Annotated in this window: 17 protein-coding genes; 12 read left to right on the plus strand and 5 right to left on the minus strand. The window is 67.7% G+C overall.

What is annotated here, in order from left to right; genetic code table 11:
- Nucleotides 1–74 precede the first annotated feature (74 nt).
- The 3 genes from VGB24_RS13795 to VGB24_RS13805 are packed head-to-tail and all read right to left on the minus strand — an operon-like array spanning nt 75 to nt 3,285.
- Nucleotides 75–794, minus strand: coding sequence for a LytTR family DNA-binding domain-containing protein (locus VGB24_RS13795; protein WP_331073594.1), 720 nt, complete (start codon nt 792–794; stop codon nt 75–77).
- Nucleotides 795–799: 5 nt separating this feature from the next.
- Complete coding sequence (locus VGB24_RS13800) at nt 800–1,906, minus strand: sensor histidine kinase (protein WP_331073529.1); 1,107 nt, start codon at nt 1,904–1,906, stop codon at nt 800–802.
- Between the two features lie 5 nt (nt 1,907–1,911).
- Nucleotides 1,912–3,285 carry a S41 family peptidase gene (locus VGB24_RS13805; protein WP_331073530.1) on the minus strand — a complete coding sequence of 458 codons (1,374 nt, stop codon included), beginning with the start codon at nt 3,283–3,285 and terminating at the stop codon, nt 1,912–1,914.
- A 466-nt stretch (nt 3,286–3,751) separates the two neighbouring features.
- Between VGB24_RS13805 and VGB24_RS13810 the strand changes: the two genes are divergently transcribed.
- Both VGB24_RS13810 and VGB24_RS13815 read left to right on the plus strand, forming a co-directional pair.
- Nucleotides 3,752–5,272: a hypothetical protein gene (locus tag VGB24_RS13810; RefSeq protein WP_331073531.1), complete on the plus strand. Its 1,521-nt coding sequence runs from the start codon at nt 3,752–3,754 to the stop codon at nt 5,270–5,272.
- Nucleotides 5,273–5,326: 54 nt separating this feature from the next.
- Nucleotides 5,327–5,851 (plus strand): hypothetical protein, encoded by a 525-nt coding sequence (locus VGB24_RS13815; RefSeq protein WP_331073532.1) that lies wholly within the window; start codon nt 5,327–5,329, stop codon nt 5,849–5,851.
- Between the two features lie 21 nt (nt 5,852–5,872).
- Here VGB24_RS13815 and VGB24_RS13820 read toward each other — a convergent pair whose 3' ends face one another.
- A complete protein-coding gene (locus VGB24_RS13820; RefSeq protein WP_331073533.1) occupies nt 5,873–6,403 on the minus strand; it encodes a hypothetical protein in 531 nt (176 codons plus the stop codon).
- Nucleotides 6,404–6,867: 464 nt separating this feature from the next.
- Between VGB24_RS13820 and VGB24_RS13825 the strand changes: the two genes are divergently transcribed.
- On the plus strand, nt 6,868–8,565 hold the full coding sequence (locus VGB24_RS13825) for a hypothetical protein (protein WP_331073534.1): 1,698 nt from the start codon (nt 6,868–6,870) through the stop codon (nt 8,563–8,565).
- A gap of 263 nt (nt 8,566–8,828) precedes the next feature.
- On the opposite strand, the gene VGB24_RS13830 is transcribed toward VGB24_RS13825, so the two are convergent.
- Nucleotides 8,829–9,035 (minus strand): hypothetical protein, encoded by a 207-nt coding sequence (locus tag VGB24_RS13830; RefSeq protein WP_331073535.1) that lies wholly within the window; start codon nt 9,033–9,035, stop codon nt 8,829–8,831.
- 210 nt (nt 9,036–9,245) lie between these two features.
- On the opposite strand from VGB24_RS13830, the gene VGB24_RS25480 reads away from it, so the two are divergent.
- From VGB24_RS25480 to VGB24_RS13870, 9 genes are all read left to right on the plus strand, one after another.
- Complete coding sequence (locus tag VGB24_RS25480; RefSeq protein ID WP_414676728.1) at nt 9,246–9,446, plus strand: helix-turn-helix domain-containing protein; 201 nt, start codon at nt 9,246–9,248, stop codon at nt 9,444–9,446.
- Nucleotides 9,427–10,581 carry a toll/interleukin-1 receptor domain-containing protein gene (locus tag VGB24_RS13835; RefSeq protein WP_331073536.1) on the plus strand — a complete coding sequence of 385 codons (1,155 nt, stop codon included), beginning with the start codon at nt 9,427–9,429 and terminating at the stop codon, nt 10,579–10,581. The genes VGB24_RS25480 and VGB24_RS13835 overlap by 20 nt, the downstream gene beginning before the upstream one ends.
- 301 nt (nt 10,582–10,882) lie before the next feature.
- On the plus strand, nt 10,883–12,082 hold the full coding sequence (locus VGB24_RS13840; protein ID WP_331073537.1) for a serine hydrolase domain-containing protein: 1,200 nt from the start codon (nt 10,883–10,885) through the stop codon (nt 12,080–12,082).
- Between the two features lie 132 nt (nt 12,083–12,214).
- On the plus strand, nt 12,215–13,690 hold the full coding sequence (locus tag VGB24_RS13845) for a protein adenylyltransferase SelO (protein ID WP_331073538.1): 1,476 nt from the start codon (nt 12,215–12,217) through the stop codon (nt 13,688–13,690).
- Between the two features lie 201 nt (nt 13,691–13,891).
- Nucleotides 13,892–14,947: a serine hydrolase domain-containing protein gene (locus VGB24_RS13850; protein WP_331073539.1), complete on the plus strand. Its 1,056-nt coding sequence runs from the start codon at nt 13,892–13,894 to the stop codon at nt 14,945–14,947.
- A 194-nt stretch (nt 14,948–15,141) separates the two neighbouring features.
- The gene (locus VGB24_RS13855; protein ID WP_331073540.1) at nt 15,142–16,770 is read left to right on the plus strand and encodes a sensor histidine kinase; all 1,629 of its coding nucleotides are present in this window, start codon (nt 15,142–15,144) and stop codon (nt 16,768–16,770) included.
- Nucleotides 16,771–16,774: 4 nt separating this feature from the next.
- Complete coding sequence (locus tag VGB24_RS13860) at nt 16,775–19,330, plus strand: excinuclease ABC subunit UvrA (protein WP_331073541.1); 2,556 nt, start codon at nt 16,775–16,777, stop codon at nt 19,328–19,330.
- A gap of 133 nt (nt 19,331–19,463) precedes the next feature.
- A complete protein-coding gene (locus tag VGB24_RS13865) occupies nt 19,464–20,300 on the plus strand; it encodes a thermonuclease family protein (protein ID WP_331073542.1) in 837 nt (278 codons plus the stop codon).
- Nucleotides 20,301–20,617: 317 nt separating this feature from the next.
- Entirely contained in the window at nt 20,618–20,965 is a 348-nt protein-coding gene (locus tag VGB24_RS13870) for a hypothetical protein (protein WP_331073543.1), read from the plus strand.
- Nucleotides 20,966–21,152: the final 187 nt, after the last annotated feature.

Genomic DNA, 21,152 nt, shown 5'->3' on the forward strand with positions numbered 1-21,152 from the left:
TTCTCCACCCGAGCCAGGCTTCGCGACGGCCCGCGGAGCTCCGTGCGCTTGCGGGGGCGACGCGGACCGGCCCGTCAGCGCACCATTTCGCGCAGAGTCTGCGAGCCCGCGCGGCTGGCCACCACTTCCGAGCCGTCGGCGAAGCGGATGGACAGGCGGCGCTCGTCGTACGGGCGGATGGCGGACACGTGGTCCAGGTTCACGATGTGCGCCCGGTGCACGCGCCGGAAGCACGCCGGGTCCAGCCGCCGCTCCAGTTCGTTCAGGCTGATGTCGGCCAGCACCTGGCCGGCGTCGGTGCACAGCGTCACGTAGTCTCCCGCGCCCTCGACGCGGTGCACGTCGCGCATGCTCACCGGCACCATCTCGCCGCGCCTGCGCACGAACAGCCGGTCCAGGTACGGCTCTGGCGCGGGGGCCGGCGTCGACGGCGAGGCGGACAGGCGGCGCGCCACCCGGTCTACCGCCGCCTGAAAGCGCGTCCATCCGAACGGCTTCACCAGGTAGTCGTACGCCTCTACCTCGAAGGCGCGCAACGCATACTCCGCGTACGCCGTCGTGAACACCGGCGCGGGGCGATGCGCGGCGCGCTCCAGCACCTCCAGCCCAGTGCACTCCGGCATCTGCACGTCCAGGAACACCAGGTCGGGGGCCAGCCGATCGATCAGCTCCACCGCGGCCATCCCGCTCTCCGCCTCGCCCACCAGTTCCAGGCGCGGGTCGCGCTCGATGAAGCGCCGCAGCCGCTGCCGGGCCAGCGGCTCGTCCTCGGCGATCACCGTCCGCAGCGCCATCGCGCTCACCCCTGCCCCGCCGCGGCCAACGCGGGAGCGGCCGCGGGAAGCCCCACATCGACGCGGAACCCGGCCCCGGGCGCGGTGGTGATCCGAATCTGCCCGCCGTCTCCGTAGCGCGCCTCCAACCGGCCGCGCACCAGCCGCAGCCCCGCGCCCGGCGCACGCTCCACCTGCTCGAGGATGGCGCCCGGCCCGTCATCCTCCACCGACAGCTGCAGCCGGCCGCCGTCCCGCGCCGCGCGGACGCGGATGCACGTCGGCGCCACGCGCAGGGACGCCGCGTGCTTCACCGCGTTCTCCACCAGCGGCTGCAGCACGAACGCCGGCACGGTGCACCGCAATGTGTCGTCATCCACCTCCAGCTCGGCGATCAGGCGCGCGCCCAGGCGAAGCTGCTCGATCCACAGGTAGTCGCGGACGAGCTGCATCTCCTCATCCAGCGGCACGTCGTCGGCCGCGTCCAGGCGAACGTCGCAGGTGCGGTGAAGCAGCGCGCCGAATCGTTCGATGGCCTCCTCGGCCCGTCCGTCGCCCGCGCTCACCAGCTCCAGCAGCGAATGCAGGGTGTTGAACAGGAAGTGCGGGTTGATCTGCGCGCGCAGCGCCTGCATCTCCGCGCGCGTCCGCAGCGCCTCGGCCCGGGCGGCGCGCGCCTCCTGCTGGCGGAGGCGATCGCCCACCTCGGCCACGTAGCGCACGGCCGCGATGGTCACGTACAGCAGCACGCCCGCGCCCAACTGCCAGCGAAGCTCCTCGAAGGTGAGCGTGGCGACTTGCAGCCGCCCCATCCACAGCGACTCCACGAGGGTGCGCACGGCCAGCATTCCGCCGCACCACGCCAGCGAATAGGCGATGGCCAGCCCAACGTGGATGCCGAAGAACGCGACGCGGCCGCGGCTGCCCCACGGGATGCGCGCGCACGCGTGCACCACTCCGATCCCGACCAGTGCGGCCGGAAGGGTGTTGCTCACCGCCAGCATGAAGATGGGGCCCACGGGGCCGCCAGCGGCCATGATGGCGCCGAAGTACGCGGCGAGCATGGGGAGCCACGCCACCGCGTACAGCGTCCAGCGGCGCCGGCCGGAGCCGGTGGTCATTGCCACGGTCATGCGGATCAGGGTGCGGGAACGCGCAGGGCCTGGGCAGCGGCGCGGAGCAGCGCGGCGCGGTCTGCGGGGGGAACGGGCACGTCCGCCGCCACGCCATTCCCTTCTACGCGGACGCCGGCGGCGGTGCGAAAGTCCATCGCGGGATACCGAAGCCGCCATCCGGGCGCCACCGTCACGTCCACCGCCGAGAGCATGGCGCCCGCGGTGCGCTCGCCGATGATGACGGCTCCACGCGATTCCTTGAGGATGGCGGCCACGGCCTCCGCGGCGCTCCCGGTATTCTGGTCGGTGAGGATGGCGATGCGCCCCGTGTACGGCCGCGCGATGCCGCCGCCGATGTACAGCATGGCCGCGCCCCCGGCGGCATCCACCGCGCCCGTCAGCATGGCGCCGCTCACGGAGCCGTCGCTGGGCAGCGGAGGGATCGTCGCCGGGTCCAGCGCGGCCGCCGATCGCATGCCCCGGCTGTCGTAGCCGCGGCGAACGACGAAGTAGCCTGCGGGCACGGGCCTGGCGCTCAGGTGCTGCCCCAGCCGGTAGGCCAGGTCTACCGAGCCGCCCTCGTTTCCGCGCAGGTCGATGACGATGGCCGGCAGCCCCGCCATCGCCGCGAAGGCGCTGTCCATCCGCATCACCTCGGGCATCAGCGCCGCGCCCGACGGGCTGAAGCTCGCGATGCGCAGGTACCCCATCGAAGGCGACAGCACCTGCCAGCTCACGGACGGGACGGGCGCGGCGGGGGCCGGCGGGGCCGCAGTGTTCGCCGACGGCGGCGCCGCAAGGCGCACGACGGGGGTGAAGCCCAGGTGCGAGGTACCCACCGCACGAAGGAGCCCGCTGATGACCGCGTACGCCTCGCCGTCGGAGCCGGCGGCGGCGACGCGTGCGCGTGCCTCGGCCACCAGCCGCGCCCAGTCGGCACCGTTGTACCCGGGATCGAAGAAGTGCCGTTGCAGCACGCCCACAACACTGTCGAACACCGCCGTCCCGGTCAACGGGGCCAGCGCCTCCCGCGGCAGCCGCACGCCGGACGCGGAGCGGGGCGCCTGGCCAGCGGCGCGCCAGCTGCCGCGGAGGGAATCGCCTCGCACCGCTACGTCCAGCTCGTACTCGACTCCCCTCAGCGCCACGGCGGCCACGAGCCCCGAGTCCGTCCGCGTGGCGGAGGTGGGCACGACGATCTGCTGCCAGGAGAAGGCGCGGGGAGTGAGCACACCGCCGCGCTCGTCCAGCGACAGCACGGTCGTCAACGGCCGCGGACCGGCCACGCGCACCAGCCAGTTGCCTGCGAGTTCGGGGCGCTCCTGCGCAGGGGCGGCGGACGCCAGCGCGGGCGTGAGCAGGAGGGGAATCAGAAAACGGCTGAGAGAATGTATCATCGATGGCAACGGTTGCGGGGATTGGAACAGCCACGTGCGCCAACGGTGGCGTGTCCCCGCGCCGGGCTCAAGCGTCGTTCGCCCAACCGGCCACCCGCGCGCCCGACCGGGCCGTATCGGCGCCGGGTGGCAGGGGAATCATCTCTGGTGGGTGGGGCGGACCGGGGATGACAGATTGGCCGCATAGCGCCCATTCGGCAGGCGCTGTCGAAGGTGCGGGGTGGGACGCTGCGGCGAGAACGTGCTGCGGTCTCGCGCGCGCCGACATGCGCCACGTTGCCCGGGGCGGGTCGGATACGACCACATGCGGGTTCTGCGATTTATGTCGGGAACAATTTCATGCTCTGAGGCATAGAACTCATTTGTTCCTCCCCATCCCTGCCCACGTCGGCAGCAAAGGAGCAGCACACAGTCCTCACAGCACTCCGTCCCACCATCATCTACACTCTCCCTGAAAGACATGCACATGCACCCCATCGCAAGCCGCAGCAGCGTGCACCTGCTCGCGCTGCTCCTGCCCTTGGCCGGTGCCTGCCGCGACCAGGCAGACACGCCCATGGCAGCCGTACCCACCGAAACGACGGCGCTGCTGCAGAGCGCCAACCCCGCTACCAGCGTGATTCAGGACGAGCGCTTCCGATCCAGTGAGGCGCGATCTGCCGCGCTGTCGCGCGAGGTGCCCGGGTTCGGCGGGTTCTACTTCGACGAGGGCGGCAACCTGCACGTTTATGTGCGCGACATGGCCAACGAAGGGCTGGCGCGTGCGGCCGTGGCGCAGGATCTGGCGGAGTCGCGCCGCGAGGCCAGGGGCGCCGCCGCCGAGGGGCCGGCCGCAAACCCGCAGATCATCGTGCACGCGGCGAAGTTCGAGTTCACGCAGCTGGCGGACTGGCGCAACCGACTGACCGAGCCTGTGCTCAAGGTGCCGGGTGTGGTCTACAACGGGCTCAACGAGCCGGACAACGTCCTGGAGGTGGGCGTAGACCGGAAGCGCGGCGAGTCCGTCCGCGCGCACGTAATGCGCACGGCGGCATCCCTCGGGATTCCGGATGACGCCATCCTGGTCGCGCTCACCGATGTCATTTGCCCCGTGCAGAGCGAAAGCTGCGATCCGTGCACCGTCGATCCCGCCAGTTGCGAAACGGACCCGTGCGCGATCGATCCGTCCAGCTGCCCGGCGCCCGACCCGGAACCCTGCACCACCGAATGCCCCGTGGAGCCCACCGACCCCTCCTACATCATCACTCCGGGGGATCCCAGCTACTCGATCGTGCGGCCGGGGAATACGGGCACGTACTCGCTCGGAGCCAAGTTCCCCGGGCTGGGGGGGGCCATGCGCATCCGCAATTACGGCAAGCCGTCCGCGTGCACGCTGGGCTTTGCCGCCATCTACAAGGGGGTGGCCGCCATCGCCACCAACTCGCATTGCACGCTCACGGAGGAGTACAACGACAACTCGCCGTTCTACCAGCCCAGCTGGTCCCACGCCGAGGTAGCGCGCGAGTACGTAGACTCGTACCGCCGCACCTGGAGCCGACGGATTGCGGACTTGGCGCTGGGGCGCGCGGTGTCGGGAACCAACGTGTACCTCGGGTACGTAGCGCACCCGCGTGGCCGTTACGCGGTAAAGGGCGATACGCTGGTCTCTACGACCGAGCCCTGGTTCCGCATCACCGGCGAGGGGGCGCCGCGGTACAACTACGTTTTCGAAAAGGTGGGCGCCACCACCGGCTGGACGGCGGGGTACGCCAAGAAGGTGTGCTACGACACGAGCACCTACTCTTGCGCCACCTGGGTTCAGGCCGGCGCGGATCACGGCGACAGCGGCGCACCCGTGCTGCGCTGGTACGGCGCCAACCAGGGCGTGTTGCTGGTGGGGATGGTGTACGCCAAGGCGGATGGTGGCTTCTGGATGAACCCCATGAGCCAGATCCGCACGTACCTGAACGCCACCGGAGCGCAGGCCGGAGACCTGCGTACCTACTGAGCCCTCGAGGGCCGCTCCCCGGCAGAGCGGTCCGCCTCTCCACCTGATCCTGCAATGACAGTGCGTATCCCGCCGAGCTGCTGGGGAGTGATGGCGCTTGCCTGCCTGAGCTGCGGTGCGGTGGAGGACCACGAGCCCGCGGCCGCGGTGGAGATCGCCGCGGTTGCCGGGGCGCCCGCGACGCCACCCGCGCCGTTACGGGTGGAGCTCCACAATCCGCCGGTGGTCCAGGGGCGGCCGGTGCCGCTGGAGCTGGTGGTCCGCAACGTGGGGCGCGCGCCTGCCGCGCTGGGGACGGGGGATAGCGCTACGACGTTCGACCTCGTGGTCACCGGCCGCGGCGGCCGCGTGGTGTGGAACCGGCTGCACGCCATTGAGGAGATCCCGCTGGTGCTCATAGAGCGCACTGTGCCGCCCGGCGGCACGATGCGCTTTACCGACCGTTGGGATCTACGCGACAACACGGGGCGCCCGGTACCCCCCGGCACCTATTCCGTCTACGGTTTGGTGGATACCAACGAGTCGGCTGACCTGCGCACGGCGGCCCGTCCCCTGGTGGTCGGCGCCACCGCTCCCTGACCACGGGGCAGGTTCCGCCGACTACGACTCGCCGTCGGAGCCGGCGGCAGCGACGCGGGGGCGCGCCTCGGCTACCAGGCGGGTCCAGTCGGCGCCGTTGTACCCGGGATCGAAGAAGTGCCGCTGCAGCACCCCCACAACACTGTCGAACACCGCCGTTCCGGGCAACGGGGCCAGCGTCTCTCGCGGCAGGCGCATGCCGGACACGGAGCGGGGCGCCTGGCCAGCGGCGCGCCAGCTGCCGCGCAGGGAATCGCCTCGCACGGCCACGTCCAGCACGGACTCGACTCCCCTCGCCGTCATGGCGACCACGAGCCCCGAGTCCGTCCGTACGGCGGAGGTGGGCACGACGATCTGCTGCCAAGAGAAGGCGCGGGGCGTGAGCACGCCGCCGCGGTCGTCCAGCGACAGCACGGTCGTCAACGGCTGCGGGCCGGCCACGCGCACCAGCCAGTTGCCTGCGAGTTCGGGGCGCTCCTGCGCAGGGGCGGCGGACGCCAGCGCGGGCGTGAGCAGGAGGGGGATCAGAAGACGGCTGAGAGAATTCATCATCGGTCTCAACGGGTGCGGGGATCGGAACGGCCACGTGCGCCAACGGTGGCGTGTCCCCGCGCCGTGCTCAAGCGTCGTTCGCCCAACCGGCCGCCCGCGCGCCCGAGCGGGCCGTATCGGCGCTCGGTGGCGGGCGCGACATCGGCGTGTCGCCGGAGCGGATCGGGGATGATAGATTGGCCGCATGGCGCGCACACGCCATGTTGCTGTCCGAAGGTGGAGCGGCCGGAGTTACGGTCCTGGGTAGCGGATGCTGTGGGACGGCAGGCAGCTTTGGCTAAGAGCCGGCGCCCACTACGAGGTGAGTCGGGCCTGAGTGACGCGCGCATCGGCGGTATGGGGGGACGCGGCGGATGCCTTGATGTGGCCGCCTGCTTCAGATGCCCCCAACAGATCGCCGACTCTCTGCGAAAACAGCGTACCCAGACCCCCAGCTTGATTACTAACCCCAACATGCAAGGACGATGAGAGACCTTCCTGAAATCCCGGAATCCATACGTGGTAAGATCTACGATGCGGAACAGCGGCGTACGCGCGGTCGGTATTCACCAGGCGGGCGGGTTGAGATCATGCTTCCTGGGATGTCACAGGAGGCAACGCTTGAGTCAACTGTGATCCACGAAAACACCCATCGCTATCTCTTTGGAAGCACAACGTTCGGGTTTGTACAGCAAACCCTGTACTTCGTTGCTCACGAGCACACCGCCGTTCCGCCACATTTAAACGGCATTGCTCGCGACTTACTGGATGTCGCCGAACGGGAAAGTCTCTTCGTTCACGAGGGTGCAGCAACTTTTCGCCAATATGAGTGGATTCGCCTAACGATATCTCAGGACGCTGCCGAGGCTTACGTCGGTGGAATGAACAACTTCTACCGCTCTGCCTGCGCAGCGTTCCGGACTGCAGTAAATGATGCTGCTATTAGCATCCTTACTCCAAGTGCGGTGGGTTTGTTGTTGGCTGAAGCAGCACTGAATACCACTATTTGGAACGTGTTTCCCGAGTTCCTTTCGCACGGTACAGCCACGGTCGCGGCAGCAATGACCAATGATAGCCCTAATCGTCGGTTTCAGCGTATTTCAGAACGCCTTGCACAAGAGCCCTACTTGAAGGAAATAGAGGAGAAATTACGGGACAAACATGAGACGCACCCCTTTCCGGAAAGATCGGTCGAATATGCGGATGCGTGGGCTATTCTGCTGAAGGAGATAGACGCGTGCTGCAACCTGACGGTGTATGGAAGTGATGAGTATCCTATTGTTTTCCGCCGGGAGATTCAGAGTGTCGTCGACGCCTTGGAACGCGAGCGCAAACAACTCCAGCTAAATGGATTCAGCTTCGCTCTCAATCTTGTTCCAGAAGCGCACGACGAAGCATGGGACTGGGCCCTGGAGAGAGAAGCGCAGATCCATTACGTCCCAGATGAATTTCCCTTACTTAATCGTGCGTTTGACGAAGAAGATCCTAAGAACCTTCTACTTTGGTGTTTTCATTACCTCGAAGAAATGGGACCACAGACTATATTTTACATTCATGTATTCTTACCTGAGCGCCTACTGAAACTTCCGATCGACCGCGAATACGAAGAAGATGCCGATCATGTTATCATAATTCGACCTTATGCTCCTAACCATTCAGCAACCACTTCCGATGAACTCATCGTTAGAGTGAAAGGTGGCGCCATCCCAGAACTGGTTGCGCATCCACTGCTCAGTGGGCGCGTAGCAATATCCGCCGCGTTGCACGACGTGTTCAGTGATCTGGCTCCTCCTCAAGATGACAGGGAATCACACGCGGATGCCGAGATCCGGGCGCTCGCTGTCGAGAAACTGACCGACAGCAACCACGTATTTCTATACCCTCGAGCAGGCACGACGAATGACATCATCGAATTGGCATCTGGATTGGCCGCCCGCACGGACGTTCAGTGGAGTGTAATCCGCTCAGACCACTGGAGCACAACTCTCATGGTGCTTTCTCAAGTTGATAGCAAATATCTGATTATGATCCATTGTTCAGAGCTAAGTGTAATGCGATTTAGGGAGTGGGCCCAAGAGCAGAGCACCTCGATTAGGGGAGTAAATGCCGAAGTTTTGGTCGAGGGCATCCCTCCCCACGTTCTCGGTACCTTCTGTAGTCACTTTATCCGCTTTGGGTATTGATCGCGTGGTGAGGATCCTCTCACGCGCTGATGTTGCTGTTGATTCCGCAGATCGTCTGAAATCTCAACACTAGCTGATCTGCGACCAGCATCGCCAGCTCGTGGTGAAGACGTAGCGGAGTGCTCGGGCCGAGGAGTACGCGACGCTACTGGCGCGGAAGCGTTCCAATAGCCTTCCCCTAAACGCGCCGATGGGGCGTTCACATTCGGGCGGACCGCATCCGCGCTGTCCCGCTCTCGTCCAGCTCTGAAAGACGTGCGTGTTTATCCACCTCCCATCGCCTTGCACGCCTCGCGCAGGTCGTCGCCGAACTCCAGCACCGCCTCCGCGACCAGCAGATCCATCGACATCTCGCACTCGGAGACGTAGCGGGAGAGCTTGATCGAGGAGTACGCGACGGCTTCCAGAGCGCCGAAGCGGTCCGACAGCATCTCCAGCAGGCGCGCGGGTGAGGCATTCGTCTCTCTCATGGCTTTTCCTCTTCTCCTGAGCGTGGCAATCATTCTCCGCGCTTCGTTGCGCCTCTGCTGTTCCTCCGCCTACCTTGGGCGCTCGCACAGCGCTACTCGCGTCTGTGTGTAACCTAATTTACTTGACGAAGCACGTCAAGGTCTATTAGTTACGCGGAGGAGTGCACCCTGAACAGCTCAGAAGAGGATTCCCAAGCGCTGATCCGGCGCGTGGTTGAGGAAAGCGGGATTTCGCAGGCTCAGCTCGCGCGCGATGCGGGGTTGAGCTACGCGGCGTTGCACGCCTGGATCATCGGCGCGCGCTCGCCAAGGACAGACAGCCTCATTCAACTGGCTGAGGGACTGGAAAGTCGGTCTGATGCGTTGCGCAAATTAGCGGAGCGACTTCGCCGTGCCGCTGATCCTCAGTAGCGACTCACCTTCACTCTACCTGACCGTGAGAGAACCAGATCTCCTTTTTTCTAAGTACGACCTTCGGGCTATGCTGGAGGAACTGCTACGCTCGGTTAGTGATCGAGTTATTAAGCTCGATAAGCGCCGTTTCGGAGCCGAGTCAGACGAGATGCTGGCCGCGGACATCGCATCTGAACTGGTCGTCGCCCCACTTGAGTTGGTTGAGGACGACATCTCGGTGTCGTCGCGTGATGTAAAAGTAGATGTTAGCCAAGACTTTCGGCGCGCCGTGTTTGACCGCAGTCGTCCGGCCTACGTTGATGGCATCGAGGTAACATACCACGTCCCCTTTCGGGGAGAGAAAAAGCTGCTGCAGTGCCTGCCCAGCCGATTCACGTTCAATCCGCCACAAGCAGTCATCGCGCCTGGAGAACTGCGCTTCCCTGTTCAACAACCAGATCGCGACGTTGCCAGCACGAAGCGGTCGTTCGAGGAAGAACTTGCCCGAGTAAAGGAATGGCTTCCATGGGTGAATAGTCAGGTTGAAGCGTATAACTCCTCGGTGGAGGCGGCTGCCCGCAACCGTGTTGCTCAGCGACGACGTGAGTTGGAGCAGACGGCGGACGATCTCAGTTCGCTTGGGTTCAAAGTGAGAACGCCAGAGCAAGCGCCGAAACCAACAGCACCGTCTCGTCGAGAACAAACTGAAGAGAGGGCGAGAACACGAGAGACAGCGAGACGCACCTATGATGTAGCTCTCTCTTTCGCTGGAGAAAACAGAGACTACGTGGAGGAAGTAGCGGAAGAACTTCGGAACTTGGGCGTGACTGTCTTCTATGATCATTTTGAGGAGGTCGAGCTCTGGGGCAAAGACTTGGCCGAGCACCTGGGCAAGGTCTACGGATCGGACGCCCGGTTCGTCGTGCTCTTCTTGTCGAGAGCGTACGCGGCGAAAGCCTGGCCTCGTCATGAGAAGCAATTCGCCCTGGCAAGTCAGATCAGCACTGGGCAGGAGCGCGTTCTACCTGTCCGCTTTGATGACACTGAGATCCCTGGTCTTCCGTCCACAGTTGGATATTTGGATTTGCGAGTACTCACACCGGCGAAGCTGGCAGAGTTGATTCGGCAGAAGGTAGACAGGCGGCAAGACTAATCACTTGTCCGGTTTTCGCACTCCTCATGACCAGAACACAATGGGCGAATGGGTGGATGAAGGCAGGAAAGAACGGGGGGCATGGCGGACGGGCGGATCATCCGCGGCAGGTATGAGTTCGAGCAGGAGTTGGGGTGAGTAGGGGGAAACAGAAAGCCATCCGCGTCGAGGCGCACGACGAGTGACACAAGAACCGAATTCGCGCCGAGGCATCGCCAACCGGCTTCTGAGGACGGCTGTGGTGATCGCGTGCGTGGGCGCGCTCGCCTCCTGCGCCGCGAGCAGAACGCCCGCGCTCCCCATGGCGCGCGCCGAAACGCTCGGTTTCTCGCAGGCGGCGCTCGACCGGATCGACCCCGCTCTCCAGGCGTTCGTCGACTCGGGGAAGGTGAGCGGCATCTATGCCGTGATCGCCCGCCACGGCCGCATCCGCTACGAGCGGACTTTTGGCCGGATGGACGTGGCTCGCGACAGGCCCATGCGCCCCGACGCGATCTTCCGCATCTACTCCATGACCAAGCCGGTGGTCGCCGTCGGTGTCCTCCGCCTCGTGGACCAGGGCAGGGTGGGGCTCGATGATCCGGTGTCGAAGTACATCCCGTCGTTCGCGGACGTGAAGGTGTTCGCCGGGGGAACGGCGGATGCCCCGATCCTCCGCGCGCCCGACTCGCCGATCACCATCCGCCAGCTCCTGAACCATACCTCCGGCCTGCCCTACGGACTGACGCCCGGGCCCGTCGATACCATCTTCAGCCGGGCAAAGCTGTACGATGCGGGCCGCACGCTCGAGGAGTTCGCCGACAGCCTCGCACGCATTCCCCTGCTCTTTTCGCCGGGAACGCAGTGGAGCTACGGCTCCGGCCTCGACGTCGCGGGACGGGTGATCGAGGTCGCCTCGGGGCAGACGCTCGACCGCTTTCTGGATGAGCAGCTCTTTCGGCCGCTGGGCATGCGCGACACCGGCTTCCGCATCCGCCCGGAGATGCGGGACCGCCTCGCGACCGTGTACACCACCGGCCCAGACGGCACGCTGCAGCCCGTCCGCGGCGACGGGCTCATGGCGATGTTCGAGCCGGAGGCGCGCTTCTTCTGGGGGAGCGGCGGCCTGCTTTCCACGCCCGACGACATGCTCCGGTTCACGCAGATGCTCCTGGACGGCGGCGTCTTTGGCGGAACGCGCATCCTGCGGCCGGAGACCGTCGCGCTGATGACCCACAACACCCTGCCGCCGGAACTGACCCCAGTGCCGAGCGGCGTGCTGCGCGACCCTACGTACGGCTTCGGGCTGGGGGTGGCCGTCAAGGTAGACACCGCGCGGGCGACGCGGCCGGGACCCGTCGGCATCTTCCGCTGGTCGGGGTACCTGGGAACGTATTTCTGGGTGGACCCGGAAAACGACCTGATCGCCATGGTCTGGACGCAGCTCTCCCCCGGAAGCCGCGTTCCGCTGGAGGCGACGTTCCAGGAGCTGGTCTACTCCGCGTTGGGAAATAGGGAATAGAACGGCGAGGAGGCGGAACCGCGCGCCGTGCATCACGTTAGGCGTGGCTTGTGCGAGGGAACCCGGCATTCCGCACCGTCCGATGGGAATCGAGCGGTGTGAGCCCGGCACCCGAATCGCAACGCTCCTCGCATGGCTCAACCCGCTTTCGACAGCGCCTACGCGCGGCTCCCGGACCGGTTCTTCGCCCGGGTCACGCCCACGCCGGTGAAGGCACCCCGGCTGATCCGGGTGAACGCGCCGCTAGCGACGGAGCTGGGCATCGACCCGGACTGGCTCGCCAGTGACGAAGGCGTGGCCGTGCTGGCGGGGAACCGCGTTCCCGACACCGCCACGCCCATCGCCACCGCGTACGCCGGGCACCAGTTCGGCGGCTTCGTTCCGCAGCTGGGCGACGGCCGCGCCATCCTGCTGGGCGAGGTCATCGACCGGGGCGGCACCCGGCGCGACGTGCAGCTCAAGGGCGCGGGCCCCACCCCCTACTCGCGCCGCGGCGACGGACGGGCGGCGCTGGGCCCGGTGCTGCGCGAGTACCTGGTCAGCGAGGCCATGCAGGCGCTGGGCATCCCCACCACCCGCGCACTGGCCGCGGTGACCACGGGGGAACGGGTGATCCGGGAGACGATGCTTCCGGGCGCGGTGCTGACGCGGGTGGCATCCAGCCACATCCGGGTGGGCACCTTTCAGTTCTTCGCCAGCCGTGGCGACGTGGAGGGCGTACGCACGCTGGCGGACCACGTCATCGCGCGGCACTATCCGCACGCCGCCGAGGCCGAGCGCCCCCGCCTCGCGCTGCTCGAGGCGGTGGTCCGCGCGCAGGCCGAACTCATCGCCCGGTGGCTGCTGGTGGGCTTCGTCCATGGCGTGATGAACACGGACAACACGTCGGTCGCCGGCGAAACCATCGACTACGGGCCGTGCGCCTTCCTGGACGAATACAATCCCCAGGCGGCGTTCAGCGCCATCGACATGTACGGACGCTACGCCTACGCCAACCAGCCGGCGATCGCCCAGTGGAACCTGACGAGGCTTGCGGAGTGCCTTCTGCCGCTGCTGGGGGACGATGCCGACGCCGCGGCCGCGGATGCCATCCAGGCGCTGGAGGCATTCGGCCCGGCGTTCGAGCGGGCCTACCAGGGCGGCCTGCGGCGCAAGCTCGGCCTCTTCACCGAACGCGAAGGTGACGCCGCGCTCGCGGAGGATCTGCTGACGGCGATGGCGGCGAACCTCGCTGACTTTACACTCACCTTCCGCCGGCTGAGCGAGGCGGCGGCGGATGAGGCGGCAGATGCGGAGGTGCGGAGCCTTTTCAACGACCCCGCCGCATACGACGCATGGGCGCCCCGGTGGCGGCAGCGGCTGGGGGAGGAGCCGGTCGACGCCGCCGCGCGCCGCGAAGCCATGCTGGCCGTGAACCCCGCCTTCATCCCGCGCAACCATCGCATAGAGGCAGTGATCCGGGCGGCCGTCGACCGGGACGACTTCGCTCCCTTCGAGGAGTTGCTGACGGTCCTGGCCAAGCCGTACGACTCGCAGCCGGCCTACGCGCACTACATGGAACCTCCGGCGGCGCACGAGCGGGTGGCCCAGACCTTCTGCGGCACGTAGGCACGCACCAGGGGACGAGCGCTGGCCAGCGGCAACGGTGGCAACGCGGGAAACGGTCGGGCAAGTCGTCGCTCGCGTACGGCAGCCCCGTGCACGGAGGCGCAGCGGCGCTACCTGAAGTTGGTGCACACCGGTTGTCGCCACGCCTAATCCCGGCATCTTGGGCGTCCTTTGGTTCGAGCTTCCTCCTGGAGTGAAAGCATGCGGCGTCTCTCCCTCATCACCCTCGCCTGCGCGCTGGCGGTCACGGCCTGCTCGGCACCCGCGGCGGACGTGGCGTCCCGCGTGGAACCGGCGCCGGCCACCGACCTCCGGACGAGGCTCGATGCACATTTCCAGGCGGCGGCCCGTTCCGGGTTCTCTGGCGCGGTGCTGGTCGCGCGCGAGGGCGAGACGGTGCTGAGGGCGGGCTATTCACCCGGTGGGACGATCACTCCGGAGAACGCCTTCTGGATCGGATCGCTGGTCAAGCCCATCACGGCGTCCGCCATCCTCAAGCTCGTGGACGAAGGGCGGCTCTCGACGAACGATTCCATCGGGCGGTTCCTGGGCGATGTGCCCGCGGACAAGCGGGAGATCACCATCCACCACCTGCTCACGCACAGTTCCGGGCTTCCCCACGCCTACGCCGCAGAGGGAATCACCGACCGCGGCGAAGCGGTGCGGACCATCCTTGCCCTTCCGCTGAAGACGCGGCCGGGTGCGGAGGTCTCCTACAGCAACGACGCCTTCACGCTGCTGGCCGCGATCGTGGAGATCGCGTCGGGCCGCCCCTACGAGGAGTTCGTGGAGCAATCGGTGCTGAACCCCGCGGGGATGGCGCACAGCGGGTTCTGGCCGGGTCCCGCGAGTTCCATCGCGCCGGTTGGGAGCATGCCGCGGCCGGAGATCGCGCGGCCCAACTGGGGGTATCGCGGCGCCACCGGGATGTACAGCACCGTGGACGACCTGCTGGCGTTCACCCGTGCCCTGCGCGGTGGGCGCATCGTTTCGCCGGGGTCGGCGGCCCGCGCCATGGGCACGCAGGTGGACCGGTCCGGCGACGCCTCGGACATCGGATACGGCTGGTTCCTCGCGGAACGAAGCGGCGTTCCTCTGGTCACCCACTCCGGCGCGGAGACTGGACTGGACCACTACGGCTGGGTGTACGTGCTTCCCGCCAGCGGCCTGACGCTGGTGCTCCTTTCCAACTCCCCGGAAGAGCTCGCCGGCCAGGTAAGCCGTGGAGCACTCCGGATCATCCTCTCCGCCCCCTGACCGTCATCGGAGCGAAGCCCCGAGCCGGGCCGGGAAGGCAGCTCGGGATGCGGGTTCCGTAAGCGTCGGCGGCCCGCCTCGTGCGCATCGCGAGCGGGCCGGGCATGCCATAGGGTCGCGGCGGCGGTCCAGGCAGCCAGCCGGAGGTGCCGGCGGCGGGACACAGACCAGAGCCAATCGGACGGCGGGGAGACGTGCCACGCACCACCACCGAAGGAGACGGCAGCGGGCGTGAGGAGGCGGCCGAGCGCGCGCGCCTGGTCGCGGAGCTCGCGACCGAGCGCGAGCGGCTGCGGGCCGTCGTCCTGCACACGCCGGCGCCGCTCGCGCTGACGGAGGGCCCGGACCACCGGTTCACGCTCGTCAACGAGGCGTACAAGCAGATCAGCGGCGGCGGGCGCGACGTCACGGGCCTCACGCCGCGCACGGCGTTTCCCGAGTTGGCGGGCAGCGGCATCCACGAGGTGTTCGACCAGGTGTACGCCACCGGCGAGCCGTGGGTGGGGCCCGAGACGCTGGTGCGCTTCGACCGCGACGGCACGGGCGTGATGGACACCTGGTTCGACCTGCGCTTCGAGCCGGTGCGCAACGCGGAGGGACGCGTGGTGGGTGTGCTGAACCTGGCGGTCGAGGTCACCGAGCAGGTGGGAGCGCGGCGCGCGGTCGAGGAGCTGCTCGCCCGGAGCGAACGGGCCCGCGCCGAGGCCGAGGCCGCCCGGGCGGCGCTCGCGGCCAGCGAGGTGCAGTTCCGTATGCTGGCGGACGCGATCCCCACGCTGGCCTGGACGGCGCAGGCCGACGGCTACATCGACTGGTACAACGCGCGCTGGTACGAGTACACGGGAACCACGCCCAAGCAGATGGAAGGCTGGGGATGGCAGTCGGTGCACGATCCGGCGGCGCTCCCCGGCGTGATCGCGCGCTGGCAGGCCTCCATCGCGACCGGCGCGGTGTTCGAGATGACCTTTCCGCTCCGCGGCGCCGACGGGCAGTTCCGCCCCTTCCTCACGCGCGTCGTGCCGCTGCGGGACGCCAGCGGACGGGTGGTGCGCTGGGTGGGCACGAACGCCGACGTGACCTCCGAGCGCGAGGCGCGCGCGGCGGCCGAGCGCGCCCAGGCGGCCGCGGAGGCCGCGAACCGCGCCAAGGGCGAGTTCCTGGCGGTGATGAGCCACGAGCTGCGCACGCCCCTCAACGCCATCGGCGGCTACGCCGAACTGCTCGAGCTGGGCATCCGCGGCCCGATCACCGACGCGCAGCGGGCCGACCTCGCGCGCATCCAGGCGAGCCAGAAGCACCTGCTCGGGCTGATCAACCAGGTGCTCAACTACACGCGGGTGGACGCGGGGGCCGTGCGCTACGACTTGGCCCAGGTGCCGCTGGCGGACGCGCTCGTGGGGGCGGAGGCACTCGTTCTCCCGCAGGCCCGGGCGCGCGGGCTCACCCTTACGCTCGGGGAATGCCCGCCCGGGCTCGTGGCGCGGGCAGACCCCGACAAGCTTCAGCAGGTGCTGCTCAACCTGCTCACGAACGCGGTGAAGTTCACCGAGACCGGAGGCGAGCTGCGCGTGACCTGCGCCGAGCGCGAAGCTCACGTCGCGATCGCGGTGGCCGACACCGGGGTGGGGATCGCGGCCGAGAAGCTGGCGAGCATCTTCGAGCCCTTCGTACAGGTGGACCAGGGGCTCACGCGTCAGCACGAGGGCGTGGGGCTGGGGCTGGCGATCAGCCGCGAGCTGGCGCGCGGCATGGGAGGCGACCTGACGGCGGAGAGCACCCCAGGCGTGGGAAGCACCTTCACCCTGACACTGCCACGAGCCTGACCGCATGCAGGCAGGGAAGCACGGCGGGACGGCGGAAGCGGCGGGCGCGCGGCAGCACGAGTTCGTGCGGGTGCGGGGGGCGCGGGAGCACAACCTCAAGAACGTGGACGTCGACATCCCCCGCGACGCGCTGGTGGTGTTCACGGGCGTGTCGGGGTCGGGCAAGTCGTCGCTCGCGTTCGGCACGCTGTACGCGGAGGCGCAGCGGCGCTACCTGGAGTCGGTGGCGCCGTACGCGCGGCGGCTGTTCCACCAGATGGGCATCCCCGACGTCGACGAGATCGACGGCATCCCGCCCGCCGTGGCCCTGCAGCAGCAGCGCGGCACGCCCACCACGCGCTCGTCGGTCGGCAGCGTCACCACGCTCAGTAACCTGCTGCGGATGCTGTACTCGCGCGCCGGCGACTATCCGCCCGGCCAGCCCATCATCTACGCCGAGGCGTTCTCCCCCAACACCCCCGAGGGCGCCTGCCCCGAGTGCCACGGGCATGGCCGCATCTACACGGTCACCGAGCAGTCCATGGTGCCCGACCCGTCGCTCACCATCCGCGAGCGCGCCGTCGCCGCGTGGCCGCAGGCGTGGGGCGGGCAGAACCAGCGCGACATCCTCGTCACCCTAGGCTACGACGTGGATCGCCCCTGGCGCGATCTGCCGCAGAAGCAGCGCGACTGGATTCTCTTTACCGACGAGCAGCCCGTCGTCCCCGTCTACCCCGGCTACACGCCGGAGGAGACCCGAAAGGCGCTCAAGCGCAGGGAGGAGCCCAACTACATGGGCACCTTCAGCAGCGCGCGGCGGCACGTGCTGCACACCTTCGCCAACACGCAGAGCGCGTCCATGCGGCGGCGGGTGATGCAGTACATGCTCAGCACCGACTGCCCGGCGTGTGGCGGCAAACGGCTGAACCCGGCGTCGCTGTCGGTGACGTTCGCGGGGATGGACATCACCGAGCTGGGGCGCCTGCCGCTGGCCCGCCTGGCCGCGCTCGTCCGCCCGTACGCGCAAGGGACGGCGGGGGGATCGGCGGATGCGGATCATCCCGAAAAGGCGCTGGTGGCGCGGCGCATCGCCCAGGACCTGGCGGCGCGGCTGGAGGTGCTGCTGGACCTTGGCTTGGGATACCTGTCCATCGAGCGCAGCACGCCCACGCTCTCCCCCGGCGAGCTGCAGCGGCTGCGGCTGGCCACGCAGGTGCGATCCAACCTGTTCGGCGTGGTCTACGTGCTGGACGAGCCCTCCGCCGGCCTGCACCCGGCAGACACCGAGGCGCTGCTCCGCGCGCTGGACGGGCTGCTGGCCGCGGGCAACTCGCTCTTCGTGGTGGAGCACGAGATGGATGTCATCCGCCACGCCGACTGGATCGTGGACGTGGGCCCCGCGGCCGGCGAGGGGGGCGGGCGCGTGCTCTACAGCGGCCCTCCGGCAGGATTGGCGAACGTGGAGGAGTCGCAGACGCGCCGCCACCTCTTTGGCGACACGCGGCCGCCCGCGCGCGCACCTCGCGAGCCGAAGGGATGGCTGGCGCTGGAAGCCGTCACCCGCAACAACCTGCACGAGCTGGATGTGCGCTTTCCGCTGGGCGTGTTCACCAGCGTCAGCGGCGTTTCCGGATCGGGCAAGAGCAGCCTGGTGAGCCAGGTGCTGGTGGAGCTCGTCGCCGCGCACCTGGGCCACGAGCTGCCCACGGCGGCGGATGAGGAGGACGATGCCGATCAGCCGTCCTCCGTACCCGTCGGCGGGCGGATCGCGGGCGGGATGGAGGGCATCCGCCGCCTGGTGCAGGTGGACCAGAAGGCGATCGGGCGCACGCCGCGCAGCAACCTGGCGACGTACACGGGATTGTTCGACCACGTCCGCCGCCTGTTCGCCGCCACGCCGGACGCAAAGAAGCGGCGCTACGACGCGGGCCGGTTCTCGTTCAACGTGGCCAAGGGGCGCTGCGAGACGTGCGAGGGCGAGGGGTTCGTGATGGTGGAGCTGCTCTTTCTCCCCAGCGTCTACGCGCCGTGCCCCACCTGCCACGGCGCACGCTACAACGCGCAGACGCTGGAGATCCGTCTGCGGGGCCGCAGCATCGCCGAGGTGCTGGGGATGACGGTGGACGCTGCCTACGAGTTCTTCGCGGGCGAGGATGCCGTGCGCCGCTCGCTGCACGTGCTGCGCGAGGTGGGATTGGGCTACCTGCGCCTGGGTCAGCCCGCCACGGAGTTATCGGGCGGCGAGGCGCAGCGGATCAAGCTCGCCACCGAGCTGCAGCGTACGCAGCGCGGCCACTCGCTCTACGTGCTTGATGAGCCGACGACGGGCCTGCACCCTTCCGACGTGGAGAAGCTGGTGGCGCAGTTGCACGGGCTGGTGGACGCCGGCAACACGGTCGTGGTGGTGGAGCACGACATGCACGTGATCGCCGGTAGCGACTGGGTGATCGACATCGGCCCCGGCGCTGGTGAGGAAGGCGGCCGCGTGGTCGCCGCCGGCCCGCCTGGGGTCGTGGCGCACTCGCCCGCGAGTCGCACCGCCCCGTACCTCGCGCTGGTGCTAGCGCAACGAACGGGATAGGAACGAGCCTCCGTCAGCAAGCCAGCATCGCCCATACGGCACGGTTTCCATCCACGGGAAAGCGCCAAACGGTGTCCATCTAGATCGGGGACTGAGCGTCATTCGCCTCCTCCCCTCTCCTGGAGACAGTGTCATGGCATTTCACGTGATCCGCGGCAAGTTCTATGTCAAGGGATATTCACCCGACGGTGATTCGATTCGCTTCCAGGCGGACGTGAGCACCAACTGGGCGCTGCTGGGTGGCCCCCCGGCAAAGCTCAACGCGCGGGGCCACGTTCAGCTCCGGTTGGAGGCCATCGACACGCTGGAGACCCACTACGGAAACGTGCACCAGCCCATTGCTTTCGCCAAACAGGCGATGGATCACCTGATGGCGCTGGTGGGGATCACGGGCGTGCAGTGGAATCCGCAGGGCACCTCCATCGCCCAGGCGAACGATGGAACCCCTGGCTACATCATCGCCCGCGAGGTGGAGAAGAACCGGCGCCCCGTTGCATTCGCGTTCACGGGCACCCCGCCGGAAAGCGATGGGGCAGGCGTCTTCCTGGATGTCGCGCGTGTGCAGCAGAGCGTGAACGCCCAGATGCTGGATTCAGGGCTGGCGTATCCCACGTATTACAAGGGGTTGTTCTCCGATCTTCGTTCCGCGCTCACCGCGATCGCCGCTGGCGCACGGCAGGCGAATCGCGGCCTCTGGCCCGACGACCGGACCAACGCAGGGTTCGCCGTCGCGGGTCTGCAATCGATCACGGACGAACACGTGATCCTGCCCAAGCTGTTCCGCCGCCTCGCCAGCTATCTGGAAGGCGGAGGCACTGTGCAGGGGTTCAAGGAATTCCTCGCGGCGCAGAAGGAAAGCGTCGTGATCATTTCTACCACGCATGCCACGCATTTCGATACGATCGTGCAGGTAGCCGGGGACACCGTCCGGATGACGGAGCCGCCGGAGAACCTGATGTTCGTCGGCTAGCAGTTCGCCGGCTCAGGGGTGTCAGGGGGAAGCATGGCCGCGCTGCAGCGTACGCAGCGCGGCTACTCGTTCTACGTGCTGCACAGCCCCACCACCAGTCTGCACCCGTGTGGAGAAGCTGGTCGTGATCGACATTGGGCCCGGCACCCGCAAGGAAGGCGGCCTCATCGTCGCCGCCGGTCCGCCCGCCGCCGTCGCTCAGTCGCGCGGGAGTTGGCGTGAGGGCAGTCCGCCGCTTAGGCGGTGGGGTTCTTGCTTGTCGGGATTACCCGGCCACCATCGCGCAGCCGGGGCGAACCCGAGAGAAGAGATCATCCATGCGACCGCCGCGGTACCACTTTCCCGACGAAGTCCGCTCCGCTACACGCGAGATGGCCGCCCACACCGTACGTAACGGGACGGTGGCGGGCACGCCGGAGGAGCTCGATGCCTGGATTCTACAGGCGCCGGACGTTCGTGAGCCCCTGGAGCGCGGCGGGTACACGACCGAGTTCACCGCGGCCGACCTGTTTCCGCTCTACGAGGTGATGGTGGAAAAAGCCGGCGGCGCCATTCCCCGGCCTGAGGCCGCTGCCTCCTCCCCCTCCCAGCCGAGAGCGGGGATGTTCGCCGCGTTGGCCGTCGCGATCGCGGTGATCATCGCGCTGGTGCTCGCGCTGGGCTGATCCTCGTCGTCGCGTGGGCTGCCGGTGGGCGCCGCCAGCTTCACCGTCCAGCGCCGTTCCATCCGCGAAAGTGTCGAGTAGTGTCAGCGGGAACAGGCCGCGCTGCAGCGTACGCAGCGCGGCCTGTCGCCATATGTGCTGGACGAGCCCAGCACCCCCTGCACCGCCTTGGTCCGCTTGCCACCGT

This window comes from Longimicrobium sp., assembly GCF_036399935.1.
Lineage (GTDB): Bacteria > Gemmatimonadota > Gemmatimonadetes > Longimicrobiales > Longimicrobiaceae > Longimicrobium.